A 14,599-nucleotide genomic window follows, 5' to 3' on the forward strand; every position below is an offset into this window, starting at 1 on the left:
CATGGTTCGCCCGATAACGCCCACCAAGCCGCCGGTCCAGCCGCAAAAGGTCAATGCCAAGGCAAACGCCGCGCAGATAGCGCGGCTGGAGGCCCAGGCTGCCAAGCTGCGGGAGCAGATCAGGCTTGCCAACAGGATGGGCGAGCGTGATTGGGCGGCACAGGCCCGCCAGGAACTGGCCCATGTGAGCACGCAACTGGATTCGCTTCAGTCGCCGCCGGTTGCGGCTTCGGCAGCGCCGAGTGTCAACGTCGTCAACGCCAGCAACGGCACATCCGTCAATGGCAGGACGGTGACGCCGGCTCTCTACACGCAGACCGATCTCGCGCTGGCCGCGACACCGGTGAAACTGGATGGCAGCACGCCCGAAGACAACGGCGCGGAAGCGACGGCTGCGCGCAACATTGTCAGCAACGTTACCGGCGGCAAAAGCATCGACCAGATTGCATCTGCCCGGGGCGTGACGCGCGAACAGGTTATCGCCGCGCTCAGGTCCGGCGGGATGACCGTTTCGACCGCTGACCCGAGCGGCAATGGCGACGTGCTGACGACGAAGATCACGGATGCCAGCGGCCGCACCATCACGCAATATTACGACTACCAGCACGACAGCTACTACACGAGCGTGGAGCAACCCAACGGCACGGCAACCACTACGCCGATCCGGGATGGGCTCGGGCGCAAGGAAACCAGCAGCCATAATCCCGACACCGGTGCCATCACGACGCGTTACGAAGACGATCTGCGCACCGGAACCGTCACCGAGCGGACCACCTTGCCGAACGGCGCTTCGGTGGAAACCGTTACACCCGGGAACGGGCCGGCCTTGCCGGTCACCACCGTCAACGGTCCAGATGGTGGCAAGACCGTCCTCGCTGCATCTCAGGATCCGGGCGGGGCACCCACCCAGGGCATCAAGGATGATCTCGCGGACGGCAAGAGCATCGAGCAAATCGCGCAGGAAAGGGGTCTGACCAACGAGCAGGTGATCGCCGAGCTGCAGGCCGCCGGCTATCAGGTCACGACGCGCGAACCGACGAGCGACAATGGTGACGTGCAGTCGGTTGAAGTCGTCGATCCGCACACCGGCGACAAGACCGTCTACTATCACGACTACCAGCATGATGAGCGCACCGTCGTGACGACGTCTGACGGCAAGGAAACGACGGTGTCGGAGGACGGGAACGGCAGGACGCGCAACAGTGTTCGCAACACCGAAACGGGCGAGATCACAACCACAATGGTCGATCCGAAGGCCGGAACTGAAACCACGATCGTCACCGACAAGAACGGTCGGGTGACGACAACGACTACCGAGGAGATCAATGGCGGCGAGCCCGTCGAGTACGAGGTGAAGCCAGGCGACAACCTGACCCTGATAGCGCAGCAATATGGCGTGTCGCTGGACGATCTGAGGAGAACGAACCCCGAGCTCTTCAATTCCCCTCGTGACCCCGACATCATTCACCCGGGCGAAAAGGTTACCATCGAAAACGGTACCCGCACGACCGTGGAAGTCACCTTCAACGGTTATACGCTGACCACGAGCCCTGATGGCAGCATGACGCTGCACAACAACACCACCGGGACCGACCTGAAGATCGAAGCAGGAAGTACGCAGGAGGCGTTGGCCAGGACGCTGTTGGCGGTGAACCCAAACAGCAGTGATGCCACGGAGGCAAAAGAGGGCGAGGTCGTAAAGACCTTCGTCGAAGGGCTGCTGGCGGGTGACGCCTTGCCCAGTCTCATCGACGCGGCAGAAGAAGCCGGACAAAACAAACAGGACCTGATCGAGAGATATGGTCTAGGTACCGTCGCCACGCCCGAGCTGGACGGTGAGAACAGGGTTGTCAATCCATTCGGCGATCCGCCGCAGGGTAATGCACCCTCCGGCGGAAAGTGGACGCCGATGAAGATCGATGGCGTCTGGACCTGGGTCGATCCCGAGGTGGCCCAGGCCATCATTGCTGAGAACATCGCGCTGTCCCAAATTACAGAGACGCGAGCTCTGGCCGGTCAGCGGCAGGAACAGTTCAACGTCTATATGCTCGACTCCGCCTACAAGGATGCTGTTGATGGGGCGCAGACAGTTATAAACGAGGCGTTGGCACCCCATGGTCTGCAATGGACCCCGCAGAAACCGGAAGGCACGCTTGCCGATGCGCAGGAGCGGCTTACCAAGGCCAACACCTTGCAGCAGAACGCGCAGGATGCCCGTGGCGAATATGAGACTGCCGGGCGCATTCTCGCCGACGCCATCACCCAGCAGAGCGAACTAGCCCCGCTGATTGATCCCAATGCAGACGTTGCATCCGCGCAAGGGCAGCCAGGTCCCAATCGGCAAACGCAGTACGCGCAAGGCCTCGCGGATCATGCGGCTGTCGATCAGCTGTTCTCCGAAGTCGGCCTGCATCTGAGCAAGGGCGACAAGCTCACCATCGACTTCCTGGTGGGGCAAGCCGAGCTTGACGGCATTCCGACCGACTCGAAGGAATATCAGGACCTCAAGGCGCTGCAGACGACAGCAGGCAATCAGCTCGAATTGGCGGAAGCCTATCAAAGCTACTTCAACGCCCATGCCGATGCCACGCAAGTGGGTGCGCAGCAGACGGACCTCGAGCAGAGACTGCTCGCCGAATATAATAGCGAGCACCAGTTTCTGTTCGAACAGGGAAAGAAACATCAAAGGGTCAGTGGCGATTATCTGGGTCTCTTCCAATCGCAAAGACTTGAGGTCCGCGACGGCCAGCTGTGGGTGGTCAACCAGTTCGAAGAGGGCACGACCGAGCAGCAGCTCACCTACAATCTGAGCGAAACGAACGTCAGGGATGAGTACCGCGATCGGCAACTCAACAAGGACTGGCAGCAGCTTTTGGGCGGCAGCAGTTCCACCGGGCGGGTGTGCACGGCAAATGGCCTGGAAGCGGTGAGGGCCAGCGAGGCGCAGGCGGCGCAGAATCTCAACGATGTCCTGGATCGGCAGCTCGGCGACAGCATTGAAGACCTGAACTCCGAGCTGTCAACGCTGCAGACCAACTTCAACAATGCGTTGACGGAGCACGGGCCAGGAACAGTCGATGCTCCTGAAGGCACCCTGCCCAATGGCGTGCAGCCTGTCGAGATCAACGTCGGCGGACAGACAATCAAGGTGGCGCCGGAGGTTGCCCAGACATACAACGAGATAGGGATCGATGCGTTGACCCAGAGCGGGAAGGCAGTCTGGATCGACCTGGATACAAAAGATGACGACGCCAGTGGACGCTGGGTTGATCCCGAACTAGCGGTCGCCAAACTCAAGCTGGACGCGACAAGGCTTCAGATAACGCAGGCCGAGGAGCTGCGCGGGCTGGTGCAAGGCTTCAGCGACTATCATGAGCTTCGGTCCAGCGATCCCTCGTTGCTGGTTGACCGAAACAGCACGGTGGATAAGACCTATCTAGACGAGCATGAGCAGCAGACGCTTGACGGCATCTATCAGCCGAAGTTCCAGCAACTGCTCGACAGCGGCTACGACAACGAGTTCCGTGAACAGCGCGGCACGGCCATTGAGGAGACGGTCGCCAGAACGCTCGGCATAGATCGTTCGACCGAGGAAGGTCGCGAGGCGATCGAGAATGTGACGGAAGAGATCCGCGATATCGGCGGCGACAATCCTTATGTGCGCAGCGTGCCGATTTTCTATGTTGACGACGAGGTCGGGACACAGCAGGTCGCGCTGTTTGCTGTGCGTGACGGAGACGGCAACACTCGCTATGTCGATGTGACCGGCAAAAAGTTCGACGACCTCGGAGATTTCCAGGACAACAACAACCAGTTCGGCGAAGATGGCAAGCTCGTCGTCCCCAAGGGTCTGGAGATGAAGGCCGGCGATGACGGCAGGATCGAACTGGAAGTCGTCAAGTCGCGCAATGTTTCTGCTTGGGACAAGGTCGTCGATCCGCTGGTTGGCATCGGGACGGGTGTAGCCACCATTCTGTCGTTCACGCCGGCCGCGCCGATTGCAGCACCCTTGGCCTATACGGGCGCTGCCTATCTCGGCACCCGAGCGGTCATAAACCAGGTCAACCATCTGGAACATGGCGGCGAGTGGGACGATACCGAGTCGCTGATGAATGTCGCCAGCGTGGCAACCACGGTTCTGCCGATGGCTTCCAGCGGTCTGCGCACCATTGGATTAGCAGGAAGGGAAATGACGGCCGCCGGATTGGCGGGAAAGGAAATGACGGCCCTGCAGGCCTTCCGTGGCAGCATAGGCGCAACACGGTCCAGCTCGCCCCTGGCGCTCGAAACCCGAACCTACATGCAGTCGACCGCCGGCCTGAACAAGCTGGCGTGGGGAGCGGATGTCGGCTCCGTGATTGTCGGTGCACCTTTGCTGGCGACATCGGCCTACGATCTCGCCGTCAACGGAGACCAGATGAACGGTCTTCAGCTTGCCAACGCGCTTACGGGCCTTGGCACCGGCATTGCCGGCACGGGCCTCGGCATTCACGGTCTGCGGACACTGCGACCTGGAACGGGCACGCAGGCAAGCGCCAATGGTCCCGGCGCCAACCAGCCACCGGGCAGCGGCGGACCGCACCAGCCGCCGCCCTGGTCCGACGGCAGAGGACCACGGCAGTCGCCTCCGGCGCTGGAACCCGGCCCCTCCGGACGTCCGATGAATGTCTATGAAATTGGCGCCGACGGCGTTTACAGGCCGACGGGGGAGCGGGTCTTCCAGGATCCCAACCATCCTGTGATACCGGGAGAAGTGATCAAGACCAGCGACGCCAGCGGTGACGGTCCGACGATGCTGCCGGGCCGCAATCCGCATGGGTCGACCGGGCGCAATTCACCGCCTCCCGCTGATAGCGATCCCATCATTGTGCCGAACAAGCCGGCAGGAAAAGACGACTCGATGCGCCTCGTCTGGGATCCGGAGACGCGCAGCTTCACCGGCATGCCGGAACCCGACACAAGCGGGTACATCTACACCAGTGGCAAGGATACCAAGACTCCCTCAGCCTATCTTGACGGGCTGAGCGTCGAGCAGCTTGTAGCGCGATACGAGGCAGAAAAGAGCTATTATTCGAACCGCGAGTTGGCCGAGCGCTACGGCCCGGATGGCGTTCAGATACCGCGCACGCCGCTCCGCGACATACTGCCCGACTTCCGCATCGGCGTCACATTCCGGACGCGCTTAAATACGGGCCAGGGCTTCGACATCGGCTCGCCGACGGTCGCGGCCGTGGGCTTCGGTATTGGGACAAAGACCGATGTCGGCATGATCGGGTGGTCGGTCGTCGACAGCATCAGCCAGCGCAGCCTGACACCATTCACGGATGCGCTCGGCACTCAAGGCGTCGTATCCTACCGGGCACGGGAATACAGGAACATCACCGGCCTTCAGGCCGGTGTCTGGCCGGTGTCCAATCAGACGGCTTTCCCGGTTCGCAGCAGCGATCTTTCGGCGGCGGCAACCAAGGCGATATTCAGCGATGCGACTGGCTACAACGCCAAGCCGCTGGATGCTGCCATCGTCGGCGTGACGCCAGACGGCGAAGGCACCGTGATCGAGATGACCTATACGCCTTCGCTCAAGGGCGAGGAGGTCACGCTCGCCCCCGGCCAGCACGATTTCCTTGGCGTGCCGGCGGAAAACAGCGCTGGCCACGTCAAGCTGGAAGGTGCGCTTCCGTTCGACCGTGTCATGACCGAAACAAAGGTCGGACTGCGGCTGCCGATCGTGGCCAATCATGTCGGGGCGGTCGACCAGATGCCACGCGTCGGCTTCGAGAAGCGCCCGGAAGTGCCCGTCAAGGACACGCTCCAGCCGGGTGACATCGTGTCGAAGCAGACCTACGACCAGATCCAGTCCGCTCTCGGCTCGACAAGCCTGAAGATCCAGTTCGCGGTCGAGGATCCGGCGAAGGCGTCCGAACTCATCGCAGCGATCGGACAGGGTGATGGCATCCGGTCGATCCGCGACCTCGTCAAATCTGGTCAGATCGATCCGTCGAACACAGTTTCGTTTGTTGATGAACCGACGCTAAGCGGGTTGCGGCTTTCGGCCGTACCGGGCAAGGCGCCCACGGCAGACATCGTTTTGCTGACCGGTGAGAAGGCACGCGTCGTCAATCCCGAGGCGATGCTGGTCGACATCATCTTCAACGACCGCAACAGGCTTCCCGGTGTGCTGGATTTCAATCCCGACCGGACGATAACTTCCGCGGCCTATAAGGTGAAATCGACGGTACAGTCGTGGCTGCCGGCGCGCTTCAGTCCCGACGGGACGCCGCAGCCCCGTTATATGCCGAGCGCCGGCAACATCTATCAGAACCTGTACGGTTCGCACGGCACGCCGGCGACGCGCTACACGCTTTCACTGTCGACACCTCCTCTGCCTGCCGGGGCGGTGGCTTTCAGTGCTGAAGTGAGAATCCAGTACAAGTCCAAGGCTGCCAAGATCGCTCCTTCAATCGCCAAGGATGAAACAGCGACGCTGACCTTCGATCGAGCCGATGGACAGAATGAAACGCTGACGGTCCCGGCCTGGCTTGCTCATGCCTTAGAAACCTCGCGTGACGGCGCGGCGACAGCCATTCCGAAGGGTGGCAAGGCCTCCCTGGAGCAGTTCCTCGGCGAACTGGAAAAGAAGGCGAGACCCGACCAGCGCGCGGCGATAGAGCAATTCCGGACGGAATTCGGCCCGTCGATCGTCGATGGCGGCTTCGTGCGCCAGAACGTTGCCGACGGCGTGCTGACGTTCCTCTCCTCGCAGGTGGGCAGCCGCCGAAGCGGACCGATCCAGATAAGGGACGAGAACGGGCAGTCCGTGACGGCAACCCGTTACGGACCGCTGCCAAAGAGCCCGGAGAATGTCTATGTGCCGCCGGCTGATGCTCCGATAGCGCGCGGCGACGAACTGGAGTTGATGCACAAGTCACATATCCTGTTCCGGGATCCGGAAACCGGAGAGCCCTATGTTCTACCCTGGATACGTGGTGCTTCTGACGACCATATGCCGGGGAGCCTTGGGCATCCCGAGGAGGGCAATCAGCCTGTCGAAGGCGCGGGCGACCCTACAAGACCGTTGCGCGGCAATGTCGGCCCGTTTGTGTTCCGGGCCGATACCCGCTCGCCAACCGAGATTAGGGACGCGGGAGGCTTCTCACCACCGCCCCCGACAGGAATCTGGGTGGACAATCCGCAAGGCATCGCCCTGAGCAGCTATGTCATGGGCAATACCCATGGCCGTTTCGTCGGCACGAGCCAGTCGATCTCGGGAGCCAAGGCTTTCGTTTCGGAAGAGTCACGAGCCGCGCGGCAGCAAGGTTACACTTATCTCTACACGCTGAATCCGAGCAGACCGCGCCTCCACGTCCCGACTGAATTCGAGGCAATGGGCCGACCCGTCGGCGACAGGATGGCCCGCGTAGACGAGACCGCAATCGACGGCAGCATACCATGGAGCGAGGTCTATGGCTGGCGGACCATGGATCCGGACGGGAATTTCGTCGGTGAATTCACGCGCAATGAAGATGCCGTCGCGCCCGGCACCTCGACACAAAAACGCCCGCAGGTCATCTTGCGGCCGGCCGACGAGTTCTGGGATGTCAATACGCCAGCGCCGACCGAAGCGCCGCCGCCCCCAGTGGCCGAGGTGGTCAGCAACGAAGCCCCGGCTGTGACTGGCGAAACGCCGCAGGCGGTGAATATTGCTGCCGAAACGCCGACAGCCGCTACATGGCCGCCGGTGCCCGACCGGGGCAGGGCGGTTTTTGACCCTGCCAGCGGAAAGATCGTCAGCCTTGAGCTTCCGGTGAGCTCCGCCGCGGAACCAGGATATGCGGAACCGGTGCGAGCGCCGACCGGGCCGGAGGTCAGGGCGCTTTCAGCCGATCAGATTTCCGAACTGACCGGCACGCAATTGCACGCCATCAAGCCGGAGCACATCGCCAAGCTGGCGCCCGAGCAGGTTGCTGCACTGAGCCCCGAGCAGATCGGGCAGCTGACGTTTGATCAACTTGCGGCGCTTCGACCGAAGCAGTTGCGGGCGCTGAGTGCCGAACAGCTCCAGGCGATCAGGCCAAGCAGATTGCAGGCCGTTGCCCCTGGCCGTATCAGCGCTTTGCGACCGGATCAGGTCGCTGCCGTTTCACCCGAGCAGCTTGCTGCCTTGACCATTGAGCAAGTGCGCAAGCTGACACCCGACCAGATCGCCAAGCTCAGTGATGAGCAGCGCAATGCGCTTACGTCGGAACAAGTCGCCGCCATGAGACCTGCCCAATTCGGCCATCTCGATGCGACCCAGTTCGCGGCGTTGGACCCTGATCTCGTCGCAGCACGCGATCCCGCGACAACGGCAAAGCTGTCGCCGGACCACATCTCGGCGCTTATGCGGGAGCAGCTTGGCGCTCTGACCATTCATCAGATCGAGGCGCTGAGGAAGCAACAGATAGCGGCGCTGACGCCGAAGCAGCTTGGCGAGTTAAGCCCCGGCCAGTTGCGCAAGTTCACGCCCAAGCAGTTTGCCTGGATGTCGACGGAGCAAACAAACGCGCTTTCCGTGCTGCAGATAACGACCTATCGGGCGACCCATAAAAAGGCGATGACGCCGGATCAGGGCACCAGCGTCGATCTGGCCCTCAGCCATGCCAGGATGCGGGAAAACGCTCAGGCGCTCGCCACCTTTGGCGGCATGTCGACCACCTCCTACATGTTGTGGAGTTCGTTGCCGCCAACCTGGACCGCCACCGCCGGATCGGTGGCATTTGGCGTGCGAGGCATGGTTTTCGGCGCGCAGGCGCTCTTCCCCAACGCAACCGCAAGTCACAAGCCGTTCGGGCGATTCCTCAACGCGCTCGGCGGAGCCACATTCATTGCCGCAGCACCAGGTGCCGCGACCGGGATGATCCAGGGTAAGGATCTTGTCGTCAACAGCACGTTCACGCTCGGCAACATCGTCTATGGCACGAAGTCGATGCTGCAGTCGTTCACCGGCAGACCGGTGATCCGAAACCTGGCCGAATATCTGGCTGGACCCGGCTATGTGCTTGGCTGCGCTGTCTATACGGTGCACTCCTGGCCGGCGCCGATCGCCACAGTCGCCGGCACCATGTTCACCTTCGGCTGCGCGGAATTCTGGGCGTCGGCCATAAGGACGGACCGGATGAATCGCCGTTCAGTGCCGCGAACCGATGCTGATATCGCGGTGGCGGAAAAGTCCGACAAGAGATGGGCTGCATGGGATCGGTGGACTCTGGGCATCACCTTCGGCGTTGGAATGCTTCTCTTCTCGCTGGACGCCCTGCTCGCGGAGCCTTGGGAGGGCGCGAAGACGCCCCCTCCACCCGATCCGAAAAAACCGGATGGCGATGCCTCGTCCCAGCAACCCGATGATCCTTCGGATGTTCCAGGTGGCCCGCAGATCCCGGGGGAGGATTTCCCGCAACTTGTCGTGGTCGCCGATGACGGCCTGAATTTGCGGACCCAACCTGACGGGGATTCGACTGTGGGAACGGTTCTGCAACCCGGCACATTCGTCGAACAGACCGCGAAGCCATCGACCGATGCGTCAGGGGAGACCTGGATACCTGTCGAAGGTTTCGCACCGGATGGCGAAATACATAGCGGCTGGGTTTCCGGCGACTATGTCGAGGCTCATGCCGAGGGCAGCAGCAACCCTGAGGGCCGCACGAACCCAACGCTGGAGAAAGACGGCTATCAGTGGGTCGAGGTCAAGGACGGCGACAGCATTCGCCTGATCGCCAAGACCCATTCTGCGGATGTGGCGGACACGGTTGTGCTCAACATGGATCATATCCTGAGCCCGGACCTGATCTTCTCAGGCGACCGTATCTATCTGCCGGTCACCTCGACCGGCTGAGAAACCGCGGGGCCAAGCCTGTCGTCCGTTGGCTCCTGCGCCTTGCCGGTTCTCGCGGCATAGGCGTTTGCTACGGAGGCGGCCAGCTTTGCCGCCCGCTCCGCTATCGGATTGGATGGTTCGGAAGAATAGGAGGCGGTAAACTGCAAGTCGGACGGGTGCCATTCGCATTCGACGATGCGCAGTTTACCGTTTGCGATATAGTCTTGGACGACTCCCGCGGGCAGGGAAGCTATTCCGATTCCGTTGAGTGTCATCTTGATGGAAGCGGCCAGCGAATTGGCCGGAAATATGCGCGGCGTCTCTTCGAATTCACCGGTGAGCTTGCGGTAGAGTTCGCTATAGGGGCGCGTGGTTCGCGCGTAGCTGATGATCGGAAACTGCATCAAGTCGTTCAGCGTCACCTTGCGTCGATTGGGCAATTCCAATTGCGGCGAGCAGACCCAAACAAGCGGAAAGGACGGCATCCCGATATTCTCGATGCTGTACTCCAGGACAGGGCCCATCAGCACCGCAAGATCGAGCCGGTGTGACATGAGTTCATTGCGAAGGGTCGTCGTTGCATCGACGACGATATCCGTCTCGACAAGCGGATAGTTTGCCTTCAGTGCCTTGAGGAAATCCGGGAGCCAGGTGTGCACGATCGTTTCGGCAACCCCAAGCCTCAGCACCCTCGTCGTCTCTGAAGTCTCTGAAAGAGAGCTGGCCATCAGTTGCAGCCGCTCCGCTACGCGCAGGACCCGTTGGGCAGGTGGTAGCAGCCGTTGTCCTTCGGCGGTCAGCCTGACTGTGCTGCTCTGCCGCTCGAACAGCTTGGCACCCAGCGCTTCCTCCAACCCGGCAATTCGTGTGGATACCGCCGGCTGCGTGGTATTCAGGCGTTCCGCCGCCTTTCGAAAGCTTCCGAGAGTCGCCACCAGGAGAAAGGTTTCGAGCTGCTTGATTTTGAAAGGTATCATTACGGTCGATCGCTCATCTGCGGCTTTCCGGGGAGGGGGCGTCGAACCATCAATGCCGTACAATGATCTGGGTACCGATCTTCACTCGGTCGTAAAGATCGATCACATCTTCGTTGGTCATGCGAATGCAACCGGAGGAGTTGGCCTGTCCGACGGTCCATGGCTGGTTGGTGCCGTGGACGCGATAGAGCGTCTTGCCGATATACAATGCGCGCGCGCCCAATGGATTGTTCGGTCCTCCCTCGACATGCGCGGGCAGGAAGCGGCCCTTTGAGGCTTCTCTGGATCGCATTTCGGCCGGCGGCCGCCAATCTGGCCAGTCCTTCTTTTTCGAAATCGTGTCGCGACCGGACCACTCCAGCCCCTCCTTGCCAACCCCCACCGCGTATCGCAGCGCTTTGCCGCCCCCCAGGATGTAATAGAGGCTCCGCTCCGTGGTGTTGATCACGATCGACCCCTTCGGCTGAGCCTCGTTGAATGTCACGACCTGCCTGGGAATCACTGACCGCCCGGGCACGATTTCTCCGTCCGACGTCAGGCCGGAAGCGCTAGGGGAGACCAGTACATTTCTCGCCCGATCGTATGTCCAGCTTCTAGGGTCATAACCGCTGTTCGATTGGGCCTGCGCCGAAGCGATGGCGGCAAGCGACGCCACGGCGACCAGAACCGATGCACTCAATCCCTCGACAAGACGCGTTGCCACAAACCTCTTGCTTCGAGCAACGCCTGCGGGCAGGTCCAAGTTCGCGAGCAGCCTGTTGTTTGCCGTCACCGAGACCACTCCCTTCCACATTGAACCGACGATTGCGAATCCCGTGGTAACCGATTCCAACGCGGCACCATATCGCCTTGCGGATCGTTCGCAACATTTGGCACAGGTCGTTGATATATAATCCAATTGGACTTCCAATTTTCGAGTGTGCGCGATAGGATGACATCGGCGGACAAGCTATGAAGTAAGCGAGGCGGGTCATCACTCGTGGGTCGCTTGCGATAGGACCAATGTGACGGGACGCGGTATCTACCATGCGGATCGGTTGTCGGGAGGCAGGGCTACCGTTGTCGCCTGCGGCCTTGCCGTCATCCTGGCGCTCGGCTTTGATTGGCAGCGTGCGTCCGCTGCCGAACCGCGCTGGCCCCCTGGCCCTTACAAATACATCACGATCGATCAGTCCGTGACAGACGCGCTGGTTGAGCTCGGCCGCAACATGCGGGTGCCCATGCGTGTCAGCAAGCTGGTAAAGGGGCGCCTGAGCGCCGGCATGCCGGTTGGAACGGCCCGCGAGTTCCTCGAAGAGATATGCAATCGATACGGGCTGGTCTGGCATTTCGACGGTATCGTCATGAACGTCGCGACCGAAGCGGAAGTCCAGACGGAAATGATCCCGCTTGATGCCAACATGGCTGCTGACGCCGAAGACAGGCTTTCACGGCTGGGCGTCAACGACCCGAAGTTTCCAATAAAGGTTTCCAAGCAAGACGATGTCATCTCGGTATCGGGGCCGCCATCCTACATCGAACTCGTCAGGAAAACGCTCGGGGTTCCTGCCACGCCGAGCACGAAGCAGGAGACCGGCAAAGCTGTGTCGGTCCGCGTTTTCCGCGGAAAGCAGGCGGAGGCGCAGACTGTCCCCTCCGCCAAACCGAACTAAGAACTGGAGGGCACATTCATGCAAATCGCGCCGATTGGAGCCCTAGAGGCTACGCTTGCAAACTTGACCACCAGCATAAGTTCGCAACAGCAAATCACCGCCGCCGCGGCAGCGCAGCCCGGTAACCGAATGGTGGGCGCCAAGCAAGAAAAGCACGATGCCGCGAAGGTCAATATGCCTGAGCGCAGTGATGTCGCGATGCCGGCTGGTCAGCAGGTGGCGCAGACGCCCGGCGCCAATCCGGCAATCGGCGGACAGACTTCCAAACCGGAGAAGACCGAGCCGATCGTCGAACACAAACTCTTCGACTACATGGCCGAGACGGAGAAGGCTGCAGGTGGGGTGTTCACGGAACCATCGGCCCTTTTCGGTTCTGCCGTTAAGTCGCTGGAAGGAACCATGCAGCAGGTACAGAAGGCTCTTGGCCAGGCTAACGCCCCCGAAAGTGCTGAAACGGCCGCCGCGCAGGATCGCGCCGACAAGATGGCTCTGTCCGGCAAGGAAGGCGAAGACTCCCGAGCCAAGAATGCAGAGCAACTCCTGGAACGATCGATTTCGGTGATGTGGGCGGCCGCCAATCTCGAGGTGGTTACGAGCAGCGTGACGGCTGTCACGTCGTCCACCAGCACGCTGATCAAGCAACAGTAAGCGCCGCGGAGTGTTCGCGCCCATGCCAACCTCGCTGCGGCGTTTAACGCGATTGGATCGATGCGGCGCCAGGTTTCGCGTTGCGCTCGTTGTCATGGGTATGCTTGTGCTCCAGGCGTGTTCGGTGGAGTTGTATTCCAACCTCAACCAGCGGCAGGCCAACGAGATCGTGGCCACGCTCATGCGTCACGGGATCCCGGCCCAACGCGAGGTCGGCAAGGACGGCAAGATGACGGTTTCCGTACAGAAGGGCCGCTTCGCCGAAGCTATGGCCATTCTCGACGAGAGCGGCTTGCCCAAACAGGAATTCCAGACGCTCGGCGAGGTGTTCAAGAGGGATGGGCTTGTGTCCTCGCCGGTGGAAGAGCGGGCAACGATGATCTATGGCCTGAGCCAGGAGCTGTCGCAGACGATTTCGGACATCGACGGCGTACTTTCGGCGCGCGTTCATCTCGTACTGCCCGAAAACGATCCGCTGAGGCAGCAACTGGTACCGTCCTCCGCCTCCGTGTTCATCCGGCATCGCGCATCCGTTCCGATGAATGAGCTCATCCCGCAGGTCAAGATGCTGGTGGCTAAGGGCATCGCCGGACTGACCTATGACAATGTTTCCGTCACCCTCATTCCGGTTGCAGCGACAGCCCCCGAGCAGGAAACCGGCGAGGCCGGGTTCACCAGCTTCCTCGGCCTGTGGCTACATCCCGACAGCGTCGCCGCCGCGATGTCGCTGTTTTACGGCATGGCGGCGGCCATACTCGCGCTGGCTGGTCGGTTGGCCTACATGCAGTGGTATCGACGGCCCGGCATCTATGCGCTCGATGCTTCCGCAATGTCGGTGAAGAAAACATGACCCAGCCCGGCTCGGAGCAAACTGCCAGCCCGGAATGGCAGGCATTCATGTCCAACCCCGCATCCTATGTGGATGCGGCTTGGCTCGCGGAGTGCTTTGACGGCGCCATCGGCGAGGCTGCCTGCGAGCGCATGCTGCGGTCGCAACGCCTGCAGGAGCGACTGTCGAAGCTTCTGCTCGACCGGCATAGGCTCTCTCCAGCAGTCGAAGAGCCGGCCGATGCGGTGGATCGAGCGATCGCCTTGTCGTCTGGCGAAGAGTTGGAGGAACTTGCGCTTCGCTCGGGCGCGATCTACTGGGCCGGGAGTCTGGCCGCTGTCATTGTCGGGCGCGAAGCGGCCGCGTTGCAGGCGGCGCTTGGCGCTGATCTATGTGCTTTCGCCGTAGCCAACCGCGACCTGGCCGGCCCGATGCAGCGGTTGGGGCCGCTGGAAGACATTTCCGGTCGCGTCTATGCCGACGGCCTGAGTTGCCTTGGCGCCTGGTGTCAGACCATGCCGAGCGATACGAGCATGCGGGTGCGTCTCAAGCTGATGCCGCAACAGCTTATTCACCAGCCGGTAGCCGAACCATTTGCCGAGGCCGGCCCCGCGATTGTTCGACGAGCGATGAGCTAGAC

7 protein-coding genes are annotated in these 14,599 nt (G+C 61.4%); 5 read left to right on the plus strand and 2 right to left on the minus strand.

The features are described from left to right. Position 1 precedes the first annotated feature (1 nt). The gene (locus tag NKJ20_RS15810; RefSeq protein ID WP_352745162.1) at positions 2-9,871 is read left to right on the plus strand and encodes a LysM peptidoglycan-binding domain-containing protein; all 9,870 of its coding nucleotides are present in this window, start codon (positions 2-4) and stop codon (positions 9,869-9,871) included. Here the strand turns inward: NKJ20_RS15810 and NKJ20_RS15815 are convergent. Continuing rightward, on the minus strand, positions 9,844-10,893 hold the full coding sequence (locus NKJ20_RS15815) for a LysR family transcriptional regulator (RefSeq protein ID WP_352745165.1): 1,050 nt from the start codon (positions 10,891-10,893) through the stop codon (positions 9,844-9,846). The two genes, NKJ20_RS15810 and NKJ20_RS15815, sit on opposite strands and share 28 nt — an antisense overlap. Further along, positions 10,880-11,602 carry a L,D-transpeptidase gene (locus NKJ20_RS15820; protein WP_352745168.1) on the minus strand — a complete coding sequence of 241 codons (723 nt, stop codon included), beginning with the start codon at positions 11,600-11,602 and terminating at the stop codon, positions 10,880-10,882. Before NKJ20_RS15820 ends, NKJ20_RS15815 begins: the two co-directional genes overlap by 14 nt. Positions 11,603-11,834: 232 nt before the next feature. Here NKJ20_RS15820 and NKJ20_RS15825 point away from each other — a divergent pair, with 232 nt between their 5' ends. The 4 genes from NKJ20_RS15825 to NKJ20_RS15840 are packed head-to-tail and all read left to right on the plus strand — an operon-like array spanning position 11,835 to position 14,597. Next, positions 11,835-12,482 carry a type III secretion protein gene (locus tag NKJ20_RS15825; RefSeq protein WP_352449135.1) on the plus strand — a complete coding sequence of 216 codons (648 nt, stop codon included), beginning with the start codon at positions 11,835-11,837 and terminating at the stop codon, positions 12,480-12,482. 18 nt (positions 12,483-12,500) lie between these two features. Next, positions 12,501-13,130, plus strand: coding sequence for a hypothetical protein (locus NKJ20_RS15830; protein ID WP_352745171.1), 630 nt, complete (start codon positions 12,501-12,503; stop codon positions 13,128-13,130). Positions 13,131-13,152: 22 nt separating this feature from the next. Continuing rightward, on the plus strand, positions 13,153-13,980 hold the full coding sequence (gene sctJ / locus NKJ20_RS15835; protein ID WP_352745173.1) for a type III secretion system inner membrane ring lipoprotein SctJ: 828 nt from the start codon (positions 13,153-13,155) through the stop codon (positions 13,978-13,980). After that, positions 13,977-14,597 (plus strand): SctK family type III secretion system sorting platform protein, encoded by a 621-nt coding sequence (locus NKJ20_RS15840; RefSeq protein WP_352449133.1) that lies wholly within the window; start codon positions 13,977-13,979, stop codon positions 14,595-14,597. Before sctJ ends, NKJ20_RS15840 begins: the two co-directional genes overlap by 4 nt. The last annotated feature ends 2 nt before the right edge of the window (positions 14,598-14,599 follow it).

Source organism: Mesorhizobium sp. M0185 (assembly GCF_040322175.1).
Lineage (GTDB): Bacteria > Pseudomonadota > Alphaproteobacteria > Rhizobiales > Rhizobiaceae > Mesorhizobium.

What these genes read in the sequence shown, in the direction of transcription:
- NKJ20_RS15810 (WP_352745162.1), top strand. Translation starts at nt 2, where the DNA reads ATGGTTCGCCCGATAACGCCCACCAAGCCGCCGGTCCAGCCGCAAAAG.
- NKJ20_RS15830 (WP_352745171.1), top strand. Translation starts at nt 12,501, where the DNA reads ATGCAAATCGCGCCGATTGGAGCCCTAGAGGCTACGCTTGCAAACTTG.
- sctJ (WP_352745173.1), top strand. Translation starts at nt 13,153, where the DNA reads ATGCCAACCTCGCTGCGGCGTTTAACGCGATTGGATCGATGCGGCGCC.
- NKJ20_RS15840 (WP_352449133.1), top strand. Translation starts at nt 13,977, where the DNA reads ATGACCCAGCCCGGCTCGGAGCAAACTGCCAGCCCGGAATGGCAGGCA.